We start from the raw sequence: 26327 nt of genomic DNA, 5'->3' as shown, positions 1-26327 counted from the left end.
AGGCTAAACGCCCCTGCCCTACGCCTCAAGGCAGTTTGCCCTGACAATGCCCCCCCGATACCAGCGGCTTGTCGAATTAGGCCTCGATAACGACGGTTGGCTGGATCTGGTACTTATCCACCACGTCGAAATCGACCTCCACGCCCCAGCCGGGACCCGTCGGAAGATTGGCGTAGCCATCTTCATAGACGATGCGTTCCTTCAACAAATCGTGTTCCATCATGACATGACCCTGCAATTCAGATGCATGCCTGATCTTACTGGCACGGGCCGCATGCATATGGAGCTGGATAGCACTGCCCAGTCCCGACGGCTGATTGTGAAGAACAACGTCCAGGCCGCGTGCCGAGGCATAATCAATCGCCTTCAACGCATTCGTCATGCCGCCGGGACGTTCAGGATTGATCCCGAAGGCACGGACAGCGCCCATATCAGCCAGTGTGACGATATCGCGGAGCCCAAACCCACTTTCATGCGCCATTAAAGGCACGTTCGTACGCGACTGGACCCAGGCCATTCCGACAAAATCGTCGCCTTTGACGGGCTGTTCCGCAAAGTCGATCCCATAGGGCGCGATCGCCTCGATACAGGCCAGCGCTTCATTCGGATTATAGGCCTGATTATAATCGACGCGCAGCGCGGCATCCGGGCCAATAAGTTCGCGTACCGCCTTGATGATCTCGACATCGCGGCGAAGACCGTCGCCCAGCTTGCAGCGGAATGACCGCAAGCCCGCTTCGATCCCTCGCTGTATCACCTCAAGGATGATGTCGACGCTGGTAAGCGGAAGGACCATGCTCATCGGAATACGGTCGAGCTGTTTGCCCCCACAAAGATCATATACGGGACGCTCAATGGTGCGGGCGGCAACATCGTATAGCGCCAGGTCCAGCACGCCTTTTGCCATTTCGTTGCGCGCAACGTTGTTATCGAATTTGTCGTTGATGGATCCGATATCGAAAGCAGATCGGCCCAGGACATACCGTGCCAGGTGGTCCTTGATCAGGCTCGCCATGAGGACGGGGGTCACCGCCCCCTCCACCAGCCAGACATAGATATCGCCGACACCTACGACGCCATTCTCCGTTGTCATCCGGCAGAGAAGAAAGTCGGCGCCAAGCCAATGGTCTTCCACCTTAAGACCCATGGCCACTTTTCCGCTGCCGCCCTGCAGCATGTCGCGGATGTGCTCTTTAAACGGAACGAATATCGGAAAGAGTTCGATTTTCCGAATGGGATCTTGCACACTGCTCATGTTGTCTCCTTGCTCGCGACACTCAGCTCAGCCAGTCCGGCCAAAGCCTGCGCGAATACCTCTTCTGCCCGAGCCAGAACCTGTGACTCCCAGACCTTGCTGTCCGGGTAGAAAACCCTCATCAGGCGTTCCTTGATCGCTCGCCCGCGTTCGCTATCAATCTCGCCATGATGACAAAGCCAGTTGTCTTCGATCATCGCACGCAAAACCACTTCGGGCGGCTCGGTGCCATATTCCAGTGTCATTGGAATGACCCATGTATCTGCCAGGCATTGCTCCATGCCTGCATTCATATAACCACCGAAAGCGTTGTCCTCCTGCCGCGCCGGGCGCGGTGACACCATCATGGTGCCAAACCAATCGGCCGTGATCGCTTTATGTGGCTCGTCAGGATTGGCCGCCATCATCAGGACACCAACGCCAGATGGACCAAGTCCTGTGTGCACATCAATCTGGACGACAATCTCCGCCTTGCTGAGATAGACGTCCCAAATTCTCTCAATAGTTTTCCGTGACCATTGTGGCTCAAGGCCGCCGAACTGAACCCCGGCGGGAAATTCATGTTGTCCGCCCGAGACTGCCTTGAAGAAGGTCAGGAAATCCATGGTGGATTGCAGGCGCATGATCTCCGCCAACGAAGCATCCAGCTTTTCTGGCGTCATCTCGACAGGATTGAGCAAATGATTCAGGTCGCGATACGCTTCGTTGACAGGCAGCTCAGTGTCAAAGTCGATAAAGTTGCGATTGAGATCGACATTTTCTTCGTTCACGCGCCGCAAATGGGAAAACCCGAACGGGTTGATCGCATGCACCAGCATGATGGCGAGATCATCCGGGAGCGTCAGGCCGCTTGCAACAAACTGAGACTGCACAGCCGACCCGCAGAACCCTTCAGCGCCATGCGTCCCGCTGCTGATGACGAGCACACGCGACGCGTCTTTCGGACCTTTCCAGAACACGTCTGTAAAAAGATCCCCGCCATCAGCACCGTTCAAAGGATGCCTGATGGCTTCGTGAGCCCAGCCTCCGGTTTGCTGAGTGAGTGAGAGGAGCCGGTTCCGGGCCGCCCGATAATCGGGAGAGAAGAAAGAAGGCACGCGCGAATTCCTTTTGTCCTGTTTTGTAACGAGCCCGAACGCCTATGCCTCGGCGCTGTTGACGAAAGTGCCGCCGATCATCGTGCGAACAACTTTGAGTTTGCTGATGTCTTGCGGTGGGACGTCCAGCGGGTTCTGGCTGAGAACAACGACATCGGCCCTCTTTCCAACCTCAAGCGTGCCCTTTTCAGCCTCTTCAAACTGCAGATAAGCGGCATTTCGCGTAAACATGGAGACGGCCTCCATTGGCGTGACGCCTTGTTCGGGATGGTAGCCGCCCCTGTTCACCGCATAGTCCAGCGCGGCAATAACATCCGTATCCTCGATAGGCGCATCCGATGATCCACCCAGAATGATGCCCGCATCAAGATAGTCGCGAAAAGGATACGACATGCCCGATCGCCCGGTCCCCAACCGCTTGGGCAACCAATCCTTCTCAGACCGGATGAAGAGAGGCTGGGTGCATATGCCCAGGCCCAGCTTAGCTATCCGCCGGATAAGCGGTTTGGAAGCGATTGACGCATGCTCTATCCGATGCCGATGATCATCCCGAGGGTATTCCTCTAATAGACGCTCAAACAGATCGACACAGTTCGCGATTCCCTGGTCCCCAACGGCATGTATGCAGATCTGGTATCCGGCGAGATGGGCCGCCGTCATACGGCCGTAAATCTCGTCATCAGAAAGCGTCATATACCCGTGTGTGCAAGTCTTGTCGGCGTAGGGCTCGCTCATACACGCTGTACACGAACCGAATGTCCCGTCCGCAAATATCTTGAACGCACGCGGTTTTGACGGACTGTCATCCATATCGGCGGATGACTCAACCAGGGTATTTATCCCGTCCAGTGTTTTGCCGATGATAATGGAATACACGGATTGAGGAATAAGGTGGCGTATGTTCGGAAAGAATACGCTTTCCCGGCTCGAAGCGGCGCCTCCCGGTCCTTCCTCATCACTTTGCAGCATGGCCCCGATAGATGTGATGCCATTTTCAGCGAGCGCCTCAAATGCTCCGGCACTGGCCTTCAGCATGCGTTTTCGCGAGGGGCGCGGCATGTGCTGAAGCGGCAGGCCGGCAGCCTTTTCATGAAACAGGCCATTCAGCGTACCATCATCATACCGGCCGATACTCCCGCCATCCGGATCCTGTGTGGTCTCGTTGATGCCGGTTTGTTGCAAGACAACCGAATTCACGATCACGCAGTGACCGTCACGCGCATAGATGAGAACAGGTCGGTCGGGACAAATTTCGTCAAGTTCCCGGCGCGAGAGGACCTGCCCCGCTGGCATCTTCTTGCCTTCATACTGCACGCCAACAATCCACTCGTCAGGTTCAACCTCCCCCACGTGCGAAAGCAATCTGGCGCGGACATCACCCATGTCTTCTGCGCCCTCGAAATTGGCGTTCATAGCAAAAAAGATCATGGGCAAAGGATGAAGATGCCCATCGATGAAGCCTGGCAATACTGTCGCGCCACCCAGGTCGTATTCGGTTACCGACACACCGCGCTGGTCCGCCCATTCAAGGGCATCAGCCAAAACACCGGTAAAGACGATCCGGTCATCAAGTGTGATCATGCAGTCCGGGCTTGATCCGTACTCGTCCATTGTGACGATTGGTCCATTCCGAAAAAGATAAGCCGTCATCTCCAGACCGCGCCTCCCGAACTTAGTGCTGGACACTCGATGCCACCGATGACAAGAAAAGTCTATAGTAAATACTATACCACAGGCATCGGGCGGACAAAAATGACGCAATCACTCAACTCTGACACACGCGTTCTGCCCATGACCGGCCTTTGGTGGGCCAGCTTCGATTGGGCGCGAAGCCCATTCTATTATGTCGTCGTCCTCTATGTTTTTTCCGCCTACTTCTCTGAGACGGTCATCGGAGACAGCGCGCGCGGACAGGCCATATTCAGCTCAACTGTAACAATCGCCGGGCTGGCCATGGCATTGATTGCCCCCTTTCTCGGGGGCTTCATGGATCGTGGCGGCGCGAAGAAACCTGTACTGCTCGGCCTTATCATGCTGCTGGCTGTGACAAGCGCTGGATTGGGATTCGTTGTGCCCGGCGCCAGCTATTCCATACCACTGGGAATGGTCTTGCTTGGTCTGGCGGGGTGCGCCTACTCAATAACCGAGCTTTTCCACAACGCCTTGCTGCCTGCAGCTGGTAACGTGCGCCAGATTTCCGTCATTTCGGGCCTGGGTTTCTCACTGGGAAGCCTTGGCGCGGTTGTGCTTCTTCTTGCGATTATCGCGCTGATGCGATCACCGCCTTTCGGTCTTGCCGAAACCGATATCGCGCGCTTGTCGGGATTGTTCAGTGCCGTCTGGATGCTTGTCTTCATTGTCCCCTTCTATCTGGGCATGCCGGACTTCCATCATCCTGGCGCCAACTGGCGGACGGCGCGATTTTTTCCGACAACCTGGGAGCCCATCAAAGCCACAAAAGCCCTGTTCAAAGAATATCCCAACATCATGCGGTTCCTGGTAGCCCGGATGGTTTTCATGGATGGCCTGAACGCCCTCTTTGCCATTAGCGCGGTCTATGTCGCCGGCACATTGGACTGGCGGCAAAGTGAAACGGCCATGATGGGGATTATTGCCACCTGTTCTGTCGTGGTCGGAGGCCTGTCTGCCGGTGCCATAGACCGGCTCTTTGGAGCCAGAAACGCCATATTGTTTGAGCTTTTTTCGATTACGGCCCTCTTCTTTTTCCAGATCGGAATCCAGAAAGATTCGATCCTGTTCGGCCTGATCCCCTTGTCCACCGAAGCTGCCAACCGGGATGCATTTACGCATTCTGCTGACCTGATCTACATCGTGACCATTGTTCCAATAAGCGCGCTTATCATCGCCGCATACAGCTCGTGCCGGTCCCTGCTTGTTCAGCTAAGTCCGCCCGACAAGATCGGCCACTTCTTTGGGATTTATGCAATGACGAGCACGGTCACGGTCTGGCTTGGCCCCGGTCTGGTCGCTGCTGCGACGTTCCTCACGCACAATCAGCGCATCGGCTTTGGCAGCCTTGCCATTCTGTTTGTCGCTGGAAGCATACTCATGATTGGCGTGAAGAGTGCGGCCGCCTCACATGGCGCTGACACAAGCTCGACAACATAGCCTGCCCCGTTAAGTGTCAGAAGAAATCATAGACACGGGTCAACGCTTTGGCCGTGTATTCGAGTACGGTTTGCTCATGCCTGAAATTCGTCTCGAACAACATCTCAATGGCGGCGTAGCGCATTTCAACGCCAAGTCTTGCGCGCACCACGACGGCGTCGAAGTCGTCGCAAAGCTTCTGCTCAATCATATAATTGGTCAGAAGCTCGGCCATCTCCGCATGGGAGTTCAGCCTCACCTCTTTCAGCTCCGGGACCGCACGCAGGGAAACCAGCAACGCATAGCCCCCCCGGAAAGCCCGGGTCATCTCGTACGACTTCTGAATTGAATTGAAACAGGCCGCCTCAAGTTCAGCCTCAGTTGAAATCATAAGACCTGTGTCTGCCCTCAGGACTTCATTCTGAGCGTCCATCATCCGCATGCCCAGCTCACGCAGGACAGCATGCTTGTTGGGGAAATAGTGATAGAAAGTGGGGGGTGTCACGCCGGCTTTTTCAACAACTGCATTCGAGTTCAGTGCCTCGAGGCCGCTGTCCGCGAGGATGTCCTGGGCTGCTTCAAGCATCGCCTCCCTGGTTGTCTTTCCATTTTGACCTGCCATGGGGGCTATCCTTCAAACCTCAATACGACCAGCCGGCATCCGACCCACGCCCCACCCACAAGAGGCCTGTGACGTTACCGCGTGGCACAAATTGCGGCAGGTCTCAAACGTTCTCTGACACCATCGCCAGCATGAGAGGCAGGCGATTACGCATAGCGTTGGACATTCGCAATGCCAAACTCCGGAAAGATCTCGAGAATGGACTGATTTTCCCAAAGCTGACCCGGCAGGCCTGGAAACTACCGGGGAGACAATTCGGTTTCCGAAACAGACCTTTTCAGTGCATCCGCTTCAGGACGTTGCCGGATTGCCAGCCCCGTAGAAATGTAGAAGGCAGCGATCACTGGGCTGACAATGTTGAAAACACAAAATGGTAGATATGAGAACGTTGCGACACCAAGCGTCGCGGACATGAATGCGCCACAAGTATTCCATGGCACCAACGCAGATGTCACCGTTCCGAAATCTTCGGCCGTCCGTGACAACATCTCTGGTTGGAACCGGCGTGCCTGCACCTCATCGACGTACATACGGGTTGACAGGACGATGGACAGATACTGATCAGCAGCAACGATATTTCCTGCCAGGGCCGTAACGCCAGCGCCCAGAAAAATATGCCGGTCTTTTCGCATAAGGCCGATGACTGTCTGAACAATTTTCGCAAGACACCCGGAGCGATCCATCATGGCACTAAAGAACATCGCTGAGATGATGAGCCAGACTGTGGACAACATGCTTTCCATGCCCCCTCGTGACAGGAGCGCCTGCACCGCAGCAGATCCGGAATCGGTATGGTATCCGGTCGCCACGATGTTCCAATAACCAAAAATTCTTTGCCCCCCCTGCCCCGCTTCCGGCGACTGAAAAATCAGACCAATAAGCACTCCAATGACAATAGAGACTGCGATGGCCGGAAGCGGCGGCATCCGGAGGACCGCCAGTCCAATCAGCCCAAACATCGGCAAGATCAGATAGGCGCTGATGCGGAACTTCTCATTCAGCTCAGATGCCAGAAGTTCCAGTTGTGCAGTATTGACTTCCGGGGTGGACATGAAGCTCAGCGCCAGAAAGAAAACGAGCGCAATCATGAATGCGGGAAGCGTGGTCGAGAGGAGGTATCTGATATGTACGAATAGGTCGGCGCCCGCCATGCTCGATGAGAGGTTCGTGGTGTCGGACAACGGCGATAGCTTGTCGCCGAAATAGACACCGGAAATGATGGCACCGGCTGTGACAGGCAGCGAGATCCCCGACGCTTGTGCGATCCCGACCAACGCCACGCCCAATGTCGCTGCAGTTGTCCAGGCGCTCCCACTCGCCAGGGAAACAACCGCACAGATAACGAGAGCGGCTGCACAAAAGAAAGAAGGGTGCAGAAGGCCAGCCCCATATACGATGAGGGACGGAATGACACCGGATGCGATCCAGACCGCCGATCGAGAGCAGTAGCAGCACGGGGACCATAACCATACTACACAAACTCGATACAGCATTTTCGAGTTCACTCCAGGAAACATTGTTGCTTAGTCCAACCAGACCACCGCAAAATCCTGCGCACATAAGTGCAACCTGCACCGGACCGCTGGTCGCCCCATCTCCAAAAACCTGAACGGCAAGCGTCAGCAGGGCAAACAGGCACACCAGAGGGATAAGCGCCTGCACCAGCCCGGGGTTGCCACCAGGAACATCTGCATCTTCAGCCATTGTCTAAGCCTCTTCCCGGCATGTTCAAATAGGCTTCTCTGGTATGCTTCGATGGAGCCGGAATAATACGATTCGAACACCGCGGGTCGCGCGCTGTCCAACCATAGAGGCGATGAGAGGCGGAGCCAGTTAGCAGATCTGGCCCAACCTCCAGGCATTTAGAAGCTTCTCTTCAAACTCACACCAAACGTTTGAGGCATGACGAACGATTCAGCGGGGGCGCCCGCATAAGAGAAGGCATTAGACAGAGTAGCGGTGTCATCATCGAAAAGATTTTTGGCGAACACCGAAAAATCCCATGAATCAGACTGAATGCCCACCCTCGCGTTGACGACCGTATAGTCCCCCACTTCCTTGTCTTCTGTAACACCGAAGCGTGTATCCAGCTGATTGGCAATCACGTTGTCTCTGAATTCTTCATAGAGATGTGACTTGTAAGAGCCCACATAATTGGCATTGCCATTGGCATACATCGTCCACCCATTCTGGAGTGGCCTTTCGTAAGCCAATGCGAGATTGAGCATAACCTCAGGAGATGCTGGAAGCCGCTGAGACTTATACCCCGTGGTTCCATCAAGTTTTGTTTTCACATACGAGCCATTCAGGCTCACCGTGAGACCTTGTTTGAGCAAGTAACTGAACTCCGCCTCACCCCCCTTACTGGTCGCGCTGCCGAAGTTGACCAGTGGTGTATAGGCTCCGCCAGCAAGCGTCAGATAGATAGGAATATCCGTCCAGTCGGCGAAGAAGACCGCGCCGCTTAGATTCCCCCGGCCGCCCGCGAACACCTGTTTCGTGCCGACCTCGTAGTTCCAAAGGGAATCAGACGTGTAGGAGTAATATTGTTCTTCATTGGGTACGTTGACGCCTGGAAGATTTGGCGGCGCGCCATTGAACCCGCCGAGACGGTATCCCTTGGAGATCTGGAAATAGTAGAGCTGGTCTTCGCTCGGCTCGAAGCGAAGATTGAACCGTGGTGTCCACACTTTCTCGGCCTGCGTACCGGAGTCCGCATCCACTGTGACGTCCTGTTCATAGTCGGAGTAACGGATACCAAGGTCGAGGCCCCACGCACCCGGAAGATCAATATTCGCTTCCGCAAATCCGGACCACTGCGTGGTGTCGATATCGCGGTCAATCTCAAGAATCTTTCCCAGAAGGGCATCCTCGGTAAAGATGCGGGCACGGTCCGAAGTTTCTTTGCGATAGAAGGCCCCCACAAGCCACTGAACCGGAGACTCGGTCTGAGACGCCAGCCGAAGCTCCTGTGAAAACACGTCACCCTTTACCATGTCATCTGCATAGAGATCGTATGAATTCAGGCCATACAGGCCGGGAGGCCCGGCAAGAGCCTGGACATTCCCATCGAACAGGGACGCATCGCGGCGTCCCTTGAAATCAGTCTCATAATAGGCCGTGACCGAGTCCAGGCGCACCGTGTCAAACTCATACCCAACGTTCAAATTGTACAGATCAAAATCTGTATCGCCAAACTCATCGCCGCGGCGCCTCTGAGCATTGCCGCGATTTTCGAACGGCTCCCGGATTCTCTGCCCGTCTGCCTCGGTACTTTGACTGATGACCTGGAACAGGATGTCCATTTGTTCTGTCGGCTCTAGCGAAAGCGCCAGGCGACCGCCGGAGACTGTGCCGCCCCCAACCTTCTCGCCCATCTGCAAATTGTCAACATAGTCTGGTTCATCGCGCCGATAGAGAGAGCCGCGGACTGCGGCTTTGCCTTCCACGATGGGAAGGTTGACCGTCGCAGTGAGGTTTGACCCTAAGTCATCTGCGCCGTTGACAGAACTGGCCGTCGCGACCAGCAATGCTGAATAGTCATCAAGCTGTGGGCGGTTTGGAATAATCCGCAATGTTCCACCGATCGAGCCGGCACCATAATAGGTGCCCTGTGGTCCGCGTAGAATTTCAATACGCTCAATATCGACAGGCTCGACCTCAATCGCTCCTGTACCATCATTGAGCGCCACTTCATCGAAATAGGTGACCACAGTGCCAGAGAGAGTACTTCCTCCGGCTGCGGTAGCCAGACCACGAATGATCACATTGTTCGACCCGATACCCGTCTCAACCAGCGCGACACCAGGCACCGTCGTCAGATAATCCCTGTATTCATTCGCACCGACCCTCTCAAGATCTTCGCCGGTTACTGCCGAAATCGAATAGGGTGCATCCAGAATATCTTCTTCACGTTTACTGGCCGTAACCGTAACGCTGTTCAGAACATATCTTTGATCCGCATCGGATGATTTCGCAGATGCAGATGACTCCTGTGCCGCAGCGACACAGAATGATGTCGCAAAAAAAGCAGCCGGAACGATTGCTACTGTTGCTAGTAGTCTCTTTGTTAAGTCAGTCATTTTATTACTCCCCGATCTGATTTTGAATTTGGATGATGTATTGTGATGGTTTGAGGCGCAGAGGACCGCTGAAAATTGCGTCGCTTCACGATTGGTTGACGCTTGGGTCAGTGACGCTATTGAGGTCGTTTCCGCATTGAAGAAATCAGCACTCCCACACAGAAGGGAGGCACAAAACTCTATTCTCATTATACGGTGTTGTCTTAAGCAGGCGGCTCCGGCTTGAGGTACTCATGCCAGAATTTCGTCGCTCTTGAATATGCTGCGTCGGACTCCGGCGTGCCGTCCAACAGAGACGGAAAGACATGGGGCATGCCTTCATAGATATCCAGAACAGCATCCCCACCGTCACGTTCTATCGCCTGATACAGACGGACAGAATCGCTCAACAACATCTCCCTCGTACCCGTCTGGATCAGCGTCGGAGGAAATCCGGTTCTGAAATCTCCATAGGCTGGCGACGCATAGGGATTCTTCCGGTCGTCCGACCCAGCGTACTGGCTCAATCGGTAGAGGGTGTCCTCTTTCTCCAGACCGGGATCAAAAAATGCGAGCGTGGTAAACGTATCGCCGGCTCCTGTAAGATCTGTGGAAGGAGAGTGAAGCAGAAGCGCCGCTGGCATCGGTATCCCCATATCTCTTAGTCGCAATGTGCTGCCCGCAACAATGGAGCCGCCCGCGGAGTCGCCAAAGAAGCCGATTTCGTCTGCACGATATCCCTCGTTCAGGAGCGCCTGATAAGCGGTAATAACCTGCATCGTGATCTCGTCCCACTTGGCTTCAGGGGCGAGCGTGTAGTCTATCGAATATACCGTATCACCCGTCGCTTCCGCCATCAGCACAGCCGATTTAAGTGATGACCTGGCAGAAAGGTACGTAAAGCCTCCGCCATGTACGTAGAGGATTGTACTCTTGCTTGGGCCCGGCTTATTTCGCGTGACTTTTAAAGCAGGGATCCCCCCGAGTTCGACGTCCTCAATTGACGGCTTCAGCCGCTCAAGCATCGGGGCGTTAAACAGCTCCATCATCTGCTCCCGCACCTGCCGCCGGGCTTGCCAGTCTTCGGATGTAACTGCTGGCATTTCATTTGTCTGATACGCACGAGCATAACTCACCAGTGCTTCCATCTTTGCCCTGGCCTCTGGTGAAATGGTGTCTGCAATCCAGAACCTGTCAGGCGTCTCTTTTGACATTGCGTTATCACTCCCACTCTCAACCAATTTTTCTCTGCTTACTGATGTCACGCAAGACGCGACCATGGCGAATGCAGCACAGAGCGCAACAACACGGGCCGTCAGCTTACGCGGGCTCGTACCGCTTGTTCGGAACTGCGGAAGCCTACTCATTCGCCTGACCCACAAGTGCTCTCGACGGCTCCACCTACCATCAGCCTTCGAACGAATGGAATCGAATCCTCAAGCGACGCGTTTAGTGCAGTGCTGTGGTCTTCGCCTTTATAGACATGATGTTGGACGCTCACCCCCGTACGGCATATTGTGTGGGCGAGGTCTTCCTGAAATTCCGGCGCCACATCGATATCATCGGCCCCCGTCCCCATGAAAAACGGCGCCGCATAACCCGTCTCGGGCGGATTCAAGAAGTCTATGTGTTCCTTGATGACCTGGAGAGCATAGGGCTTCAGCGTTTTTGACCAATTGAGTTCTGCAATAGTCACGTCGTACTCAAGGTCCGCCACGCAACGCGTATCCGCCAGCGGCAGAACAGTCATCGCCTTCGGTGTAAGCATGTCTTCAGGCCTGAGTTTGGGATCCAGCAACGATAATGCCCGCACCACATAAAGCGCATAGGCAGACGTTGGATCGATCTTTGCTTCGGAATCGCCGAGCAAGTCTGGCCCTTCCAGATCGATTATTCCTGCGCCGGTTGTGACAACGCCAATAATATTGAGCTCAGGGGCATATTCTGGCGCATAGGCGGCAGCGATCGTGACAGCCCCACCTCCCTGCGATTGCCCCATCAGGAGAACCTTGTTTGACAGCTCCGGCGTGAAGCGCGTGACTGCGCGCGCGGAATCCAGAATCGAATAGCCCGCGGCCCGTCCGGCAATATAGGGGTGTGGTCCGGCCGTGCCGAGCCCCTGATAGTCCGAAGCAACGATCGCAAAACCTTCGGACAACCATTTTGAAAGATAGGTCCGGTCACGATATGTCATGCCAGTCCAGGAAGGCGCACAGATATCCGCAACTCCTTTTGTGCCATGTCCCCAGGCGATCACCGGCCAGCCACCCTCGGGCATATCTCCCTGCGGGTAAAATAGCGCTGCGGACACGACGACAGGTGTCCGGTCGTCAATCCCATTCGTAGAGGAATAGAGTATCCGCTCAGCCCGCGCGGCACCCGGGACAGAAAGCGCGTCCGCAAGAGGCGCCTTACGAAGCATCTCTCCCGGCATCTCGGGCACCGATTCTTCCCATGAATAGAATTCAGAAACACGCCCATCGTAAGGTACCGCTGAATCCAGCTGCGCTGTTGCGCACCCACTTCCAAGCAGCAAGCTCGCAATCAGGCTAATGGCTCTCGTACTCATCGACATATTACACACCTTTGCCGACTGCGAGAGCCTGCTCGAACTTCTCATACGATATATTCCGTCCACAAAGTACTATGGCTACCGTCTTGCCCGCAAAGCTTTGTGCGCATGCAATGAACCCGGCTACAGCAAGGGCCGCTGAGCCCTCGACAATCAGCCGCTCTTCGTGCGCCAGAAGCACCATGGCGGCAGCAATATCCCGCTCAGAAACCAAAGCCGAACGGGGGGCAATCTTGCTCGCAAGTGAAATTGTAACGGACCCCGGCTCAACGCCGCCCGCCGTACCATCTGCCAGTGTCGGGAATTCGTCCACGTCAACAGCTCGCCCGGCCTTCATGGACTGAAACAAGCTTGGCGCATTCTCGGGCCAGACCGCCAGCAACTCCGCATTCGGGCACCCGGTCCGCAGCGCAGCTCCGACCCCACAAAGCAAACCACCGCCACCAACTGCCACAACGACCGCGTCCACCGGCGCTTCCTCAAGGATTTCAAGCCCGCAAGTTCCCTGCCCAGCAATCACTTCGAGATCATTATAGGGTGATACAAAGACCCGCCCCATCCGTTCAGAAATTTGTCTGGCTTCGAGTTCTATTGTCAGCTGGTCTGCTGTATGCAGGACGACCGTTGCACCGAGGGCCCGAATGGCATCCACCTTGGCACGCGACGCATGTTCTGGCGCATGTATTGTCGCGGTAATACCTAGCTCTGCCGCCACCGTCGCGACGGCCAGACCGTGATTGCCAGTCGACGCAGTTGTCACCCCCAATTGGCGCTGAGCCTCAGGGAGCGACATGAGCTTATTGAATGCGCCTCGAAACTTGAACGCGCCCGTCGGAAGCATTTGATCGCATTTCAGCAAGACTTTAGCGCCGGTCAGGTCGGAGAGGACCCGACTCTCTATCAGGGGACTTGCCGGTGTTCGGCGCCGGAGAACGGTAAGAGCTTCGTGTGATTTATCCGCAAGGAAACCAAGGTCGACCTGACCTTCCCCGTCTTGTGAAGACGGAAAATTACCGGGATCACGCTCAGGCCGTTCCATTCGAGAAATTCCACTTGCTAGAAGACGCAATTAACGGTAATTCTAGTTTAGAATTTTTGTCAACAGCGTTTGGAGAGAACTTTGAAACAGCTGCCGGATTCAGAAGCTTATTCACCTGCGCTTCGCCCTCACTTTGCTGTCGCTGATGGCATTGCCGCCGTTTTCGCTCCTTATGCAGAGGTTGTTGTGCATGATCTTGCGACCGAAAGCGTTGCGCATATTGCAAACTCAATTTCCCGGAGAACGCCCGGCGACCCATCGCAACTTGAGGATATAGAGTTCGACGTATCTCAGGCCCTGGTCGGCCCCTACGAGAAAACGAATTGGGATGGACGCCGCTTGAAATGTATCTCGATTGTCCTGACCGATCAGGAGAAAGCAATCGGCCTTTTCTGCATCAATGTTGATATCAGCCAGTTTGATCAGATACGCATCGCGCTCGATGGATTCCTTGGCGCGAAACCGCGAACAGACGATGTGCAAGCTCTATTCGTCCACGACTGGCACGAACGCATAAATGAGTTTGTTGCCCGTTGGTGTTCGGAGAATGACGTTCGGATCGCAGAGATTGATCGCCCCGCCCGCCGGAAACTCATCCTGGCATTGAAAGAAAGGGGCGCCTTGGAACAACGCCGCGCGCCCGCCTATATTGCACGTATCCTGAGCGTAAGCCGCGCAACAATCTACAATGAGCTTACCGCCATCAAGCAAGAGCAGAACTGAACGATGCAAGTCCACAGCAAGGACTGCATCCTGAGAGCTGTAGATACATCTCTTGCCATCAAAGCTATCGAGTCGTCATTCTGTGATTATTCGTTGGGAAATGTTCAATCGGGCGCAGTTGCTCACTTACGGTTCCAGGAACCGCCGGGCGATTTCCACTTAAAATCTGCGCATATTTGCAGATCCCCCTATTTCGTAGTCAAAATGGCGGGCAACTTCTACAGGAATCCCGAGTACGGATTAACGTCCAGCAATGGCGTGATGATGGCGTTCAACGCCCATACCGGACACACAATCTGTGTTCTCGCAGATGATGGCGCCCTCACGGATTTGCGAACGGCGCTGGCAGGCACCATCGCAGCTCGCCTTATTGCACCTAGCCCCATCAAATCATTGGGAATTGTCGGCGCGGGCACCCAAGCGAAGCTACACGCGATCTGGGTCTCCCGGCATCTCGGGATTGAACATGTCCAGATCTGGGCGCGCAATATTGAACGTGCCCAGCAACTGGCGCAGGATCTTGGTGAGTCCCCGTTTTCAGTGACGGTACAGACTGATCTTTCCAGTCTATCGCGAGCGTGCGACCTCATCGTTACAACCACACCATCCCAGAAGCCTTTAATTACACGCGACATGATCCGCCCCGGCCTCCGCATTGTCGCAATCGGCGCAGACTCTCCTGGAAAGACCGAAGTTGCAAAGGATGTGATGGCCGCGGCCGATCTCATTTTGACAGATTCGACGCAGCAGTGCCTAGCATATGGGGAGTGCGCAGCGCTCGCCCCCTCAGTCCAGACCGGCACATCATCGATCATCGAGATTGGTGAAGTGCTGCTCGGTCAACGCGTGATCGATCTACAGGAGCACTCTATTGCCATTGTAGACCTCACAGGCCTTGGCGCACAGGATGCTGCGATCGCTGAACTCGCGATTCAGGGACTGTCAGCGCGACGCTGACGACCAGCCGTCGCCTTCGCAAATCCCTAACTTACGGGCGTCGATTGATACGGGGCGACAGGATAATTGATGAACGCGTGCGCACCACACCATCTATTGCAATAACATTGTCAACATAGGCCTCGAGGCTCTGAATCGAAGGCGCTGCAATCACCACGATCAGGTCAAACTCACCGCTGACCGAGTGCACTTCCTCGACGCCCGTGGGTAAAGCCACATTCGAACCGTTGGTACAGTCAGGACTTCTTCGCCCGCATAATAGGAAGCCCCAGAAGGCCGAATTATAGACCATGCAGTTTCTGCACTTAAAGATCACCGGTCGGCGCTACAGGCCTTTAAATACTTCTTCGATCGACACGCCCAACGCCTTCGCCAGCCGCTCCAAGACGGAGAGCGTTGGGTTTCGGACACCCCGCTCCACCGCTGACACATAGGTCCTGTGTAGCCCAGCCCGGTCGGCAAACTCTTCTTGGGACCAGCCTTGCTCTTCCCTCAGAGCTCTCAGTTTTTTGCCAAATCGCTTGCGGATATCCATGCAGACAAGCGACGCTGATGCTGTCGATTGATCTACAGACTATGAGTCTCTTTTTTGCTTGATCTCCGGCGCGACCTGAGCGGTAATGAGACTCATTGAACGCAAACAGTCTTGAGGGATATATGACAGAAAACAAAACCGTTCGTCGCCATTGGGAACGCCCACCCCTGCCTGCAGGCCACCAAGGTGGCGGGGTGATCGGCGGTTGGCTTTTGATTTGTCTTGGAATTACAATAGTCATTTACGCGTCAAGCTTTGAACTTGAGGGCCTCGGACTTGCTATGTTCGGTATTGGTTTAAGTGGTCTCGGATTTCTGTCGATCACCATCTCACTCATATTGCGAGAGATTCGTCGGATTGCCTTCGAAGCAGCACTTCGCTCTGGCGAAGTCGAGATTGAAGAACGTGCTCCCCGCAAATTTCTCGGAAAATAGACCATGATCTGGAAAAAACTTGTTCGCGCCACTTCCCTGTAATATTTTATTATTCCGTAGACTTACATAAGTGGCTTATTTGACTGGAGATTTCCTGATCAAAAAATGCATTGCCATCTCTTTCACAATCACTAATTCTGCAACTCCAGCCGCAACGAGAAGCGCACAGCGCCCGCTCGGCTCCCCCACTGATATGAAGTTTAACTGATACCCGCGTCGCGGAGCCTTTTGCTCGCCCCGGGTTGGGAAAGGAGTGCAGGTGCATGCCCGCAGACACATCTTATGGTTACGGAACAAACGAGTTCCAGCTCAAAATCCAATATGTCGAAATCGGCAAGCTCGTACCGTACGTACGACATGCCCGGACTCATAAGCCGAAGCAAATCGATCAGATTGCATCTGCTATTCGTCAGTTCGGCTTTACCAACCCAATCCTGATCGGGGATGACGGTGAGATCATCGCCGGCCATGGTCGTGTCTTAGCCGCCAAGCAACTCGGCATGCGGGAAATCCCAACCGTATGCCTGTCTCATCTGAGCCCAGAGGAACGTCAGGCCTACCGCATTGCTGACAACCGCTTGGCGGAGCGTGCAGGGTGGGATGAGGGCTTGTTGGCGATCGAGCTAGCTTCCCTCGCCCAACTTGATGTCAACTTTGAACTCGAAATCACCGGCTTCGACACCGCAGAAATCGATCTTCTCCTGGATACCAGCGCGGCGGAAAGAGATGAAGCAGATGCCATACCAGAGCCTGTTGCCGGCCCAGCGATCACTCGCTCCGGTAACGTCTGGGTCCTCGGCAAACATCGTCTCCTCTGTGGGGATGCAACTGATCCGGAGGCCTATGGCCGCCTGCTGGGGAATGAACGCGCGGACTGCGTATTCACTGATCCCCCTTACAATGTGAAGATCGATGGCAATGTCTGTGGCAAGGGGGCCTTTCGCCACCGGGAGTTTGCCATGGCATCCGGCGAGATGGACAAGGCGACCTTCACCGACTTCCTGACCCAATGTCTGGTGCAAATGGCGACATACAGTCGGGATGGCTCCATTCATTTTGTGTGCATGGACTGGCGCCACCTGCCCGAGCTGCTCGCAGCCGGAGATGTTGCCTATTCCGAACTGAAGAACCTCATCGCCTGGGTCAAATCAAATGCGGGCATGGGAACGTTTTACCGATCCCAGCACGAACTTGTTCTTGTCTACAAGCACGGGACCGCGCCGCATACAAATACGTTCGGCCTCGGCGAGACCGGCCGCCACCGCAGCAATGTCTGGCAATATGCAGGCGTGAATAGTTTCGGGAAGAACCAGAAGGATCTTGCGCTCCACCCGACCGTTAAACCGGTCGCCATGGTCAAGGATGCCATTCGGGACGTCACGAAGCTTAAGCAAATTGTCCTCGATCCATTTGGAGGTTCCGGGACCACGCTAATTGCGGCGCATCAGACGGGACGCATCGCCCGATTGATCGAACTGGACGCGGTCTATTGTGACGTGATTTGTCGCCGGTTCGAGGACATCACCGGTACGCAGGCCATTCTCGATGAGACAGGAGACACATTCCAGACGGTGGCAGCAGCGCGCTCGATGGCGGGGGCTGATGATGCCTGAGTATGATGAAGCCCCCATCGGGTACCAGTCTCCGCCCAAACGGAACCAATTCAGGAAGGGAAAATCCGGAAACCCACGAGGAAGACCAAGGAAAGCGGATGGCATTGAGGACAATCTGAGCTGGTTACTAGCCTTGCCTGTCCGCGTGAGTGACACAGGCGAGCAGGTAACTATGTTTTCAGCTCTGATCCGCGTACTCCATCGGCTTGTCGTTAACGGCGACCTTCAAGCCATGAAACTCATGGAAAGAGTGACCAAAAAGGCTCTAAAGTACAACCTCATCGACCTCCCTCCTGTCCCAAAAGAGGAAGATCCACTCATAACGATGAGTAGGGCCGTCCATGAAGCTCTCGAGGAAGAGAAAAGGGATCTCTGCCCGGAAGAGGACATCAGAACGAGCACGGATCAAGACTGGGAGCATAAAGATGAGTAGCTACAAAGTTGGCTACGCCAAACCGCCAAAAGATAGCCAGTGGAAAACAGGTCAGAGTGGCAACCCAAAGGGACGCCCCAAAAAGAAAAGAAATCACCTGATCGACGCATACACCATCGCGACAGAGCCAGTGAAGACAAACTCACTGAAATCTCCCAAGGTCGAACTCTCACCCTTGCAAGCCGGTCTCCTGATAATGTGCAAGGAAGCGCTTAGTGGAAAACGTAAACCCCTTTTCGACCTTCTGAAACTAGGTTTAGATCATCTTGAGCGGATCAACTTCGCGAGAATTGAACGGAAAAATGAGCCCGACCATCGCTTGCTCGTCGCACGCGCGATAGGGTTAGATATCATTGATGGGGATTTATATACCGATGACGGAAAATACCTAGGTCCATTAGAGGACGACGAGGAAGAAGAAGAAGAAAACGACTATTGATGGAACCGATTGCTATACCTTATCGACGGCGAGCACTCCGCACTTGATTAGATAGCTGAGTATACCGTCAAAGAACGACGATAGATGAGTTTGGTTGGTGTCATTTCCGGTGGGGACATAGATAACCATCCCCTGGGGCGCCCGCGTAAGGATCACCCGATAGGCGTTCCTGAGATAAAGCTGGCGATCCGGTTGATTCACATTTCGCCAACGCGTTCCCTTAAACGCGTGATGGCTCCAGGCCCTCCCTGATAGCGGAGGTCAGCATCCCAGCAGACACCCGCCCAGTCCAGCTCCAAAGCCTGCACGTCGAATTCCGTGGCAACCTCTTCAAGGTAATATGCCGATCGAACATCGTCCGGCCCATTGAGGAACCAATTTCCCGGATCGATACTGGCGCGCAAATTTAGACCTTCAGGTCTTAGTCGATACGCGCCGGATGAGGCGATCAAACCATTGCGCTCTGTCCCGCGCGCATGCGACGACTACCCAGGGAAGTTCGCGCTCTCAAGCGCTGGTGCTAGTTTCAGTATGGCTGAATAGGGCGCAAAAGCAGACATAAGAAATACGGTCTGCAGGTCTCAATTTCCTTGGGAGAGCGTGGTTTCGGTCTTTACTTTTTCTAGACGTGCACCCGGTTCGTTTAAACCCCAACGGCGATCAAAATAGAATTCAAGTGCTTGTCGAATTTCTATCCGAAGCAGGTCACCGTTAAATCCGAACTCTCTGCGAACGACAGAAGCTTGAGATGAGGTGAGCCTTGCGCTCGGTCTCAGCCAAATAGTGCTGACTGAATGCCATTCCATGTCGAAGGGCAGCGGCGTATCCAATTCATCAATTTGGAACTCGTCCTCTGGGTTGATCCTTGCAGGGTGAAAGTTCCGGTACTCGCCGCGTTTGTAGCTGTAGGCCCGAAAGTGAATGCTCTCGCCATCGAAGATAAACCGCGTTGGCGCGACCCATTGCGGAGCCGTTTCACCAGAGTTCATCGATGTGTAAACGATTCTGATTTTTTGCTGCTTCGAAATGGCGTCGTGAAGCACGGTCGCGACATGTGGGTCCAGCCACCGCTTCGCGCGGGGCAGCGCAGCGGGCAACGCATCGTCTGAGGCCGTGTCAAGAACGCCGAATACGTCCAACATCGAAGAAGGCGCAATCGGCTGATGATCGGGCGAAGCCACGTAGGCCTTTAGATGCGCGTCGTATTCTGGAGCATTTTGAGTGATCAGCGACAGATATGCCCGAAAATCATTGGCGGCCTGCGCAATCGAGATTCCAAATCGGTCGGCGAGATCACGCCGCCGCGCAACGCCGCGCCAGGTGAAGCACCGGTCGAGAAACAACAGGCGCTGTCGCTGGGCATGTTTCAGGTCGTCGAGCGTCATCCGATTTCCTCTCTTGACTCTTGTTAACCCATACATCTAAAAAGTATACGTATAAAAAATATACGGAACAAGCCATGAAGCTGCTACACACTTCCGACCTACATCTCGGTCGTCAGTTCAACGGGATATCCCTTGAGGAGGATCACGCAGCGGTGCTCGACCAGATCGTCGAGGCGGTGAAGGCGAATGGCGTCGATGCGCTTATTATCGCTGGCGATGTCTTCGACAGGGCGTCGCCGCCGCAAAGCGCGGTGCGCCAGTTCACCGGGTTTCTCCAGAGAATCAAAACGGAAACAGACGCCGCAGTCGCCATGATCGCGGGCAATCACGATTCAGGGGACCGTATCGATCTGTCAGCCATCGCGGCGGATCGCTCGCGCTGGCTCATCCGCGGCGCGATCAGTGCTGAGGAGGCACCGCTTCTGCTCTCAGACCCGCATGGCACGGTTGCAATCTCGGCGCTGCCGTTCGCATACGAGTATGCGGCACGCGAGTGCTTCGAGAGCGAGGCCATTGATACGCCCGAAGATGTATTGGTAGCGCAGGTCGCAGCCGCCCGCGCCGAGCTTCCGGAAGGTGCGCGGTGGATCATCGTCGCGCATGCCTTCGTCACGGGTGGTTCGGTGAGCGAGAGCGAGCGTTCCCTGACGCGGGTTGGCGGCATAGAGACTGTCAGAGCCTCCGCTTTTGACGGAGCTCACTATGTCGCCCTCGGGCATCTTCATCGACCCCAGTCGGTAGGCGCGGAACATATTCGTTATTCCGGCTCGCCTCTCGCCTTCGGCTTCGATGAGGCCGACTCGGGAAAATCGATGAGCCTGATCGAGATGGATGCAGCGGGTCAGGTTTCGGTCGAGGCCCTGCCGTTCAAGCCAGTCAGGCGTGCCCGGGTTCTCCGCGGCAAGCATGCAGAACTCCTACTCTCCGATCCGTCGAGAGATTTCATAAAGGTGGTGCTAACGGATGATGCGCCCGTCATCGACGGGATGAAGCGCTTACGGGAAGTGTTTCCGAACGCCTGCGAGCTAATCTACGCCCGCGACGAGCACCCACCCGAGATCAAATCGGTAAACGGACCGCCTGTCGAGGCCGCCGAACCTGCAGACGTGGTTCGCAACTTCCTGACAGAGGTCGGCCTTGAGGATTTATCTGAGGACGATGAGGGAGTGGTCGACGCTTCGCTCACGCGCTTGCGGCATAGGGAGGACGCGGAATGAGACCGGTCCGACTCACACTCCAGGCCTTCGGTCCCTACGCGAACAAGGAGATCATCGATTTCCGCAGCGCTGTTGAAGCGGGCCTATTCGGCATCTACGGGAAGACCGGTTCGGGCAAATCGACAATCTTCAGCGGAATGACCTTCGCTCTATTCGGTGAGGCATCGAAGTCGGAGCAGGATCGCACTTCCCTTCGTTCGGACCATGCACCGGCTGACCTCACAACCGAAGTCGAGTTCGTCTTCGATGTGGGCGAGCGGCGTTTCGTGGTCGTTCGCCAACCGGATCAGATGCGCCCGAAGCAGCGCGGCGAAGGTGAAACCAAGAGTGCCCACGAGGCTCATCTGTTCGACGCGACCGGGCTTTCCCTAGAAGAGATCACGGCGGACAAGCGCGGCAAGATCATTGCAGAAAAGAAGGTCCGCGATGTTGATGCTGCCGTTTCGGATCTTCTCGGCTACGGCGTTGAACAGTTCCGGCAGATTGTGCTGCTGCCGCAAGGTCGGTTCGAGAAATTCCTATCCGCCAAAACAAATGAACGCGTGACGATCCTGCGGGACCTGTTCGACGTCTCGCTCTATCAGGCACTAATGGCTGACCTAAAGGAAAAGGCCGCGGAGGCGGAGCGGCAAGTGCGCGAAGAACGGGCAGTCTGCGCCGGGCGGCTCAAAGCCGAAGGGTTCGAGAGCACGGACGCCCTGCTCGAAGGCATAAACGCAGCCCAAACCGCGGTTCAGGAACGATCAACAGTTGAGGCCGACGCAAAGAAACAAGCGCAAGCGGCCGAGACCGCGTTTCGGTCTGCCGAAGCGGTTGAGGCAAAGTTCGTGGCATCGGAACAAGCACAGGAAAAGCTCACCGTACTGACAGCTCGCAAGGCAGAATTCACGGCCATCGCCGACCGGATGAAACAGGCGACCCGCGCCCGACTGATTGTGGATGTGGAAGAGCAACTCTTCGCCGCCAAGCGAGACGTGAAAGACGCCGAGGCGAAGCTCTCCGAAGCTAAAGAAGCGCAGAGCCAGGCCAAACAAAAGGTCAAAGACGCGACCGAGGCCCTAGCAAGAGAAGAGGCACGAGCGCCTGAGTTGGAAGCCGCGCGCAAACGCAAAGATGATCTTGAGAGATTTGCCGGGATTCTCGAAGCAGCGTCAGCCAGCGCCGAAGCCGTGGAGGCGGCGCTCGAGGCGCAGCGGATAGCCCGCGCGGCGTTCGAGAAAAGTAAAGATCGGCTCGGCCAGTTGCGCAATACTCGCGCGGAACGCACGGCCGCGCTTAAGTCAGCCCGGGGCGCTGAAAGCGTGCGCGGTGACCTTGCGAAAGCGCATTCGCTTCTCCTGACCCAGAAGAAAGAAGCCGAGGACTATGCGAAAGCAGAAGCTGTTGCCCGGTCGGCGAAAGCGGAGTTTGAAAAGGAGAGTGCAGCCTCAGCCGAGGCGCTGAAACAGGAAGCAGAGGCGCGCGCCACCTATGCAGCCGCAGAACAAGCCCTTGCCGCGGCTCAGGCGTTGCATCTCGCGACCAAGCTGGAAAACGATGCGCCCTGTCCTGTGTGCGGATCGACCGACCATCCAAGTCCCGCGACGGGCGATATCGAGAATGCAGGACGCGATCAGGCCTTCCGCGAAGCCCGCGCCCGGCTTGAAAAAGCTGAACGCGCCGCCCGCGAGATCAGTGAAAAACTAGCTGGGCAGAAAGCCACGTTCGAGGCCAGAAAGGAAACTTTGTCTTCGCTCGAACAGCCGTTGGACACGCTCGCGGCCATTCTCGAGAAAGTTCGTCAAACTGAAGCTGATATTAACGCGCTTGGTCCGGTCATGAATATAGAGGAGGCCGAGGCGGCCCTCGATGCACTCGACAAGCAGATTGCGGAAATCGAGACCGAGACCGAACGCCTTCGCGCTGAAGCTGACAAATGCCGTAACGCCGCGACCGAGGCCAGAGCCGCCCGCGATGGAAAACTCGAGGAAGTCCCCGAAGCGCTCCGCACAGAGAGTGCACTCGCGTCTGCCAAGGATGAGACATCATGTAAATTGACCGCGCTGGTCGAAGCAAAAGACAAGGCCGAAGCTGGGCTCAAGACGGCCCGCGAGGCCGTCCTCTCCGCCGATGCCACGCGTAAGGGCGCTGAAGAGTCGGATACAGCCTGCAAAGTCCGCCTCGAAAAATCTGAGGCGACGTTCCGGACGCGTCTGTATGAGCAAGAGCTCACGGAGGAAATATACCAATCTCTCAAACCCGCCATCGCGACCATCGAGTCAGATAGTGCATCGGTCAAAGCGTTCGAGACGCAATTGAACGAGGCGCAGGCTGCCGCAAACGCTGCAGCCTCGGCGGTTGGCGATCTGACGCGCCCGGAACTTCCCATCATGAAGGAAGCTCATGAAGCTGCTTCAGTAGTCCTTTCCAAAGCAACGGAAGAGCGGATCGCAGCCAGCAACCGTGTCGGTCAGCTGGATAAGCTGAGGCAAAGTCTTGAAGACACGATGCGCAAACTGGATGAAGCCGAAGTCGAGTCCGGTCCCCTCCGTAAGATCGCAGCGCTGGCGAATGGCGATAATCCGCTGAACCTCAAGCTCGAAACTTACGCCATCGGGGCCATGTTCGATCGCGTCCTTGAAGCCGCCAATCTTCGGCTCGGTCCGATGACATCGTCTCGTTACCAGCTCGAGCGTGACACCGAGGGTGGTCGTGGCAGCCGTGGTCTGGGCATCCAGGTCTTTGATGTCCATACGGGCAAATCGAGAGCAACCGACACGCTGTCCGGCGGCGAGACGTTCATCGCGGCGCTCGCCCTCGCGCTGGGTCTCGCTGATGTTGTCGAATCTGCAAGCGGGAAAGTCCGTCTGGATACGATCTTCATCGATGAGGGATTCGGAAGCCTCGACACGGAGAATGGCTCAGGCACCCTCGATCAGGTCCTGAGCGTTCTGAACAACCTCGTCAAACAATCCCGCGCCATTGGCCTGATTTCTCACGTCCCTCTTGTCCAGGAAGCTATTCCGAACGGGTTCTATGTCCGCAAAGGCCTTTTGGGCAGCACGGTTGAAGCGAGGAGCACGATCTGATGGCAGCTCGACTTTCCAGAAGGCGTTTTCATACTCGGCGTTTGAGCTGCGGTAGGGTGGTATATGTTCGAGAATGCTGGGTTCTGCAGGATCGTGGTACCAGTGAGAGGAAACGCAGCTATCGTCACCCTTGCCCCAATTGCGGAGCGGAGATCATCAGCGTCCACATGCCAAATGGTGGTTGGGCACACTTCGAAGGAGAGCCGGGGCTTTCTACGATCAAGCATCCGTGCCTGCATGTTGGTGAAACCATAGGCCAGGGTGAAGATGATTTGACGCTAGATTTGTTCAACAAGGAGTACGGCTATGCCGAGATACAGAGACATCGACGGTGACTCAGGAATACTAAGCTATCAGTACGGTGAAGACTGGATAACGGTCGAGTTCGAGCGTGGCGCACAAAGGCACTACAAATACACATACGCTAGCGCCGGCTCTTTCCACGTTGACCGTATGAAGACGTTGGCAGACCAGGGCGATGGCCTGAACGCCTACATCAATAGGAATGTAGCAAAGTCGTACGAAACAAAGTGGTAGAGATAAGCACCGAATAGTTTCTGCCAGTAGGCATCACGAATACCTGCTCTCAGCAATTCGCCCGACTTGCTCATCTGCAAGTGCTTTCTAAGCGAATTCTAATGTCCGGTTTCGGGATTTTCCCTTCGAAACGAGAGACAGCAACGTGGACTTCTGCGTCGACCTGAGCGCACGTCTCCAACATGGACGCAATCGACCAAATCCGCCGCAGGATCATAAAAGTTCTGGAGGCTGCTGAAGATGCCTGCGGGCAGGCCGTAGAGGCTCAGTTGCCTGATCTTCCGGACGACCAACGCCTACAGAAAATCCAATCCCTCGGCAGCCTTCTCGACAAGGCAAAATCACACTGCGACAAAGCCGAGTCCGCCATGCGGGAATATATCCGCTCACAGAGCGAATAGACTGGACTGCCGCCTTATTCCGAGCATTGGTAGTCCTGTCGCGGGCAGCCCCGCGGACGCCCGCCAGATAACCGGGCCTTCGGGTCGTGGAAGCACTGATCGCTTCTTCAGACCTCAAAGGAAACCCGATGACAAACAGTAAATCCAACCGCGCCACACCGAAACACAAAACACGGACCTCAAAATCTGATCAACTTAAAGGCCTTCTCAATAAGCCCGGCGGCATGACCGTTGAAGCCCTCTCGACGAAGCTCGGCTGGCAGACCCACACAACTCGCGCCGCCCTCACCCGCCTGAAGTAGGCCGGGATTGAGGTGGAAAAGCTCGCCCCTGCAGAAGGCTCGCGCCAATCCCGCTACCGGATGGCCGGAGTGAACAAATGATGCTCATGACCGAGCTTCAGGCTCTCTCTCGCACCGATCTGGTCGGTCGTTACGAGCAACTACTCGATGCACCGCCTCCCAAGGGCCTGAGCAGGCCCCTGCTCTGTCGGATCGTCGCGTTTGAAACCCAGGCCGCAGAACGCGGCGGCCTGGGCCTTCGTCTCAGGATGCAGCTTCGGTCGATCGCCGATGAAGACGGAACAATTAGTCCTACCGTCCATCTTAAATCCGATGCCAGACTCGTCCGCGAATGGAACGGCGTATCACATGTTGTCGATCGCGTGGGGAATGGCTTCTCCTATCGCGGCAAGACCTACAGATCGCTCTCTGCCATTGCAAAAGAGATCACCGGCGCCAAATGGTCCGGCCCGCGGTTCTTCGGTCTGAAGCGGGCGGCATGATGAAGCCCGAACGTCAGACAATCCGCTGCGCCATCTATACCCGCAAG

The 26327-nt window shown here is 55.5% G+C and carries 23 protein-coding genes and 2 pseudogenes; 12 read left to right on the top strand and 13 right to left on the bottom strand.

The genetic code is table 11. The annotated features are described in order from the left end of the window. Positions 1-76 precede the first annotated feature (76 nt). The 3 genes from HY29_RS12410 to HY29_RS12400 are packed head-to-tail and all read right to left on the bottom strand — an operon-like array spanning position 77 to position 4002. Positions 77-1255: a mandelate racemase/muconate lactonizing enzyme family protein gene (locus tag HY29_RS12410; protein WP_034797423.1), complete on the bottom strand. Its 1179-nt coding sequence runs from the start codon at positions 1253-1255 to the stop codon at positions 77-79. Beyond that, on the bottom strand, positions 1252-2352 hold the full coding sequence (locus HY29_RS12405; RefSeq protein ID WP_034797420.1) for a DUF2817 domain-containing protein: 1101 nt from the start codon (positions 2350-2352) through the stop codon (positions 1252-1254). The genes HY29_RS12410 and HY29_RS12405 overlap by 4 nt, the downstream gene beginning before the upstream one ends. Before the next feature lie 42 nt (positions 2353-2394). Beyond that, positions 2395-4002 carry an amidohydrolase gene (locus HY29_RS12400; RefSeq protein ID WP_081811381.1) on the bottom strand — a complete coding sequence of 536 codons (1608 nt, stop codon included), beginning with the start codon at positions 4000-4002 and terminating at the stop codon, positions 2395-2397. 102 nt (positions 4003-4104) lie between these two features. Between HY29_RS12400 and HY29_RS12395 the strand changes: the two genes are divergently transcribed. Then, positions 4105-5481: an MFS transporter gene (locus HY29_RS12395; RefSeq protein WP_034797416.1), complete on the top strand. Its 1377-nt coding sequence runs from the start codon at positions 4105-4107 to the stop codon at positions 5479-5481. Positions 5482-5497: 16 nt separating this feature from the next. Here HY29_RS12395 and HY29_RS12390 read toward each other — a convergent pair whose 3' ends face one another. From HY29_RS12390 to HY29_RS12365, 6 genes are all read right to left on the bottom strand, one after another. Further along, on the bottom strand, positions 5498-6082 hold the full coding sequence (locus tag HY29_RS12390) for a TetR/AcrR family transcriptional regulator (RefSeq protein ID WP_051601472.1): 585 nt from the start codon (positions 6080-6082) through the stop codon (positions 5498-5500). Positions 6083-6321: 239 nt separating this feature from the next. Beyond that, on the bottom strand, positions 6322-7356 hold the full coding sequence (locus tag HY29_RS12385) for a Na+/H+ antiporter NhaC family protein (RefSeq protein ID WP_162176723.1): 1035 nt from the start codon (positions 7354-7356) through the stop codon (positions 6322-6324). Between the two features lie 588 nt (positions 7357-7944). Next, the gene (locus HY29_RS12380) at positions 7945-10164 is read right to left on the bottom strand and encodes a TonB-dependent receptor (RefSeq protein ID WP_034797414.1); all 2220 of its coding nucleotides are present in this window, start codon (positions 10162-10164) and stop codon (positions 7945-7947) included. Between the two features lie 203 nt (positions 10165-10367). Then, on the bottom strand, positions 10368-11357 hold the full coding sequence (locus tag HY29_RS12375; RefSeq protein ID WP_034797412.1) for an alpha/beta hydrolase: 990 nt from the start codon (positions 11355-11357) through the stop codon (positions 10368-10370). A 149-nt stretch (positions 11358-11506) separates the two neighbouring features. Then, complete coding sequence (locus HY29_RS12370) at positions 11507-12718, bottom strand: lipase family protein (RefSeq protein WP_051601470.1); 1212 nt, start codon at positions 12716-12718, stop codon at positions 11507-11509. A 1-nt stretch (position 12719) separates the two neighbouring features. Next, entirely contained in the window at positions 12720-13754 is a 1035-nt protein-coding gene (locus tag HY29_RS12365; protein ID WP_081811375.1) for a threonine/serine dehydratase, read from the bottom strand. A gap of 81 nt (positions 13755-13835) precedes the next feature. Between HY29_RS12365 and HY29_RS12360 the strand changes: the two genes are divergently transcribed. Together HY29_RS12360 and HY29_RS12355 are read left to right on the top strand one after the other, a co-directional pair. Continuing rightward, complete coding sequence (locus HY29_RS12360) at positions 13836-14477, top strand: helix-turn-helix transcriptional regulator (RefSeq protein ID WP_051601469.1); 642 nt, start codon at positions 13836-13838, stop codon at positions 14475-14477. A 3-nt stretch (positions 14478-14480) separates the two neighbouring features. Further along, positions 14481-15434, top strand: a complete 954-nt coding sequence (locus HY29_RS12355) for a Gfo/Idh/MocA family oxidoreductase (protein ID WP_051601468.1) — start codon at positions 14481-14483, stop codon at positions 15432-15434. 31 nt (positions 15435-15465) lie between these two features. Here the strand turns inward: HY29_RS12355 and HY29_RS18910 are convergent. Then, positions 15466-15633, bottom strand: a pseudogene (locus tag HY29_RS18910) (Lrp/AsnC ligand binding domain-containing protein); the annotation flags it as partial. A gap of 126 nt (positions 15634-15759) precedes the next feature. After that, complete coding sequence (locus HY29_RS12350) at positions 15760-15969, bottom strand: helix-turn-helix domain-containing protein (RefSeq protein WP_034797408.1); 210 nt, start codon at positions 15967-15969, stop codon at positions 15760-15762. 122 nt (positions 15970-16091) lie between these two features. Between HY29_RS12350 and HY29_RS12345 the strand changes: the two genes are divergently transcribed. The 4 genes from HY29_RS12345 (at position 16092) to HY29_RS12330 (ending at position 18888) form a co-directional block, all read left to right on the top strand. Beyond that, complete coding sequence (locus HY29_RS12345) at positions 16092-16403, top strand: hypothetical protein (RefSeq protein ID WP_034797406.1); 312 nt, start codon at positions 16092-16094, stop codon at positions 16401-16403. Positions 16404-16666: 263 nt separating this feature from the next. Further along, positions 16667-18016 (top strand): site-specific DNA-methyltransferase, encoded by a 1350-nt coding sequence (locus tag HY29_RS12340; RefSeq protein ID WP_081811373.1) that lies wholly within the window; start codon positions 16667-16669, stop codon positions 18014-18016. After that, positions 18006-18449 (top strand): DUF5681 domain-containing protein, encoded by a 444-nt coding sequence (locus HY29_RS18560; protein ID WP_051601467.1) that lies wholly within the window; start codon positions 18006-18008, stop codon positions 18447-18449. Before HY29_RS12340 ends, HY29_RS18560 begins: the two co-directional genes overlap by 11 nt. Next, positions 18442-18888 (top strand): DUF5681 domain-containing protein, encoded by a 447-nt coding sequence (locus tag HY29_RS12330; RefSeq protein ID WP_034797404.1) that lies wholly within the window; start codon positions 18442-18444, stop codon positions 18886-18888. Before HY29_RS18560 ends, HY29_RS12330 begins: the two co-directional genes overlap by 8 nt. 12 nt (positions 18889-18900) lie before the next feature. Here HY29_RS12330 and HY29_RS19890 read toward each other — a convergent pair. Beyond that, a pseudogene (locus tag HY29_RS19890) lies at positions 18901-19355 on the bottom strand (DNA/RNA helicase domain-containing protein); the annotation flags it as partial. Between the two features lie 114 nt (positions 19356-19469). Then, positions 19470-20273: a BrxR family transcriptional regulator gene (locus HY29_RS12315; RefSeq protein WP_034797398.1), complete on the bottom strand. Its 804-nt coding sequence runs from the start codon at positions 20271-20273 to the stop codon at positions 19470-19472. A 74-nt stretch (positions 20274-20347) separates the two neighbouring features. On the opposite strand from HY29_RS12315, the gene HY29_RS12310 reads away from it, so the two are divergent. From HY29_RS12310 to HY29_RS12290, 5 genes are all read left to right on the top strand, one after another. After that, positions 20348-21490, top strand: a complete 1143-nt coding sequence (locus HY29_RS12310; RefSeq protein ID WP_034797396.1) for an exonuclease SbcCD subunit D — start codon at positions 20348-20350, stop codon at positions 21488-21490. Further along, positions 21487-24558: an AAA family ATPase gene (locus HY29_RS12305; RefSeq protein ID WP_034797394.1), complete on the top strand. Its 3072-nt coding sequence runs from the start codon at positions 21487-21489 to the stop codon at positions 24556-24558. Before HY29_RS12310 ends, HY29_RS12305 begins: the two co-directional genes overlap by 4 nt. A 719-nt stretch (positions 24559-25277) precedes the next feature. Further along, the gene (locus tag HY29_RS12295; protein WP_034797390.1) at positions 25278-25496 is read left to right on the top strand and encodes a hypothetical protein; all 219 of its coding nucleotides are present in this window, start codon (positions 25278-25280) and stop codon (positions 25494-25496) included. A gap of 86 nt (positions 25497-25582) precedes the next feature. Further along, positions 25583-25798 (top strand): DUF3489 domain-containing protein, encoded by a 216-nt coding sequence (locus HY29_RS18900; protein ID WP_155838311.1) that lies wholly within the window; start codon positions 25583-25585, stop codon positions 25796-25798. 77 nt (positions 25799-25875) lie between these two features. Beyond that, a complete protein-coding gene (locus HY29_RS12290; RefSeq protein WP_034797388.1) occupies positions 25876-26280 on the top strand; it encodes a DUF2924 domain-containing protein in 405 nt (134 codons plus the stop codon). Positions 26281-26327: the final 47 nt, after the last annotated feature.

Origin of the sequence: Hyphomonas beringensis, from assembly GCF_000682755.1 — a bacterium.
Lineage (GTDB): Bacteria > Pseudomonadota > Alphaproteobacteria > Caulobacterales > Hyphomonadaceae > Hyphomonas > Hyphomonas beringensis.
The sequence above is the reverse complement of the archived record's forward strand: the minus strand, read 5'-3'. Positions and strand labels throughout refer to the sequence as shown.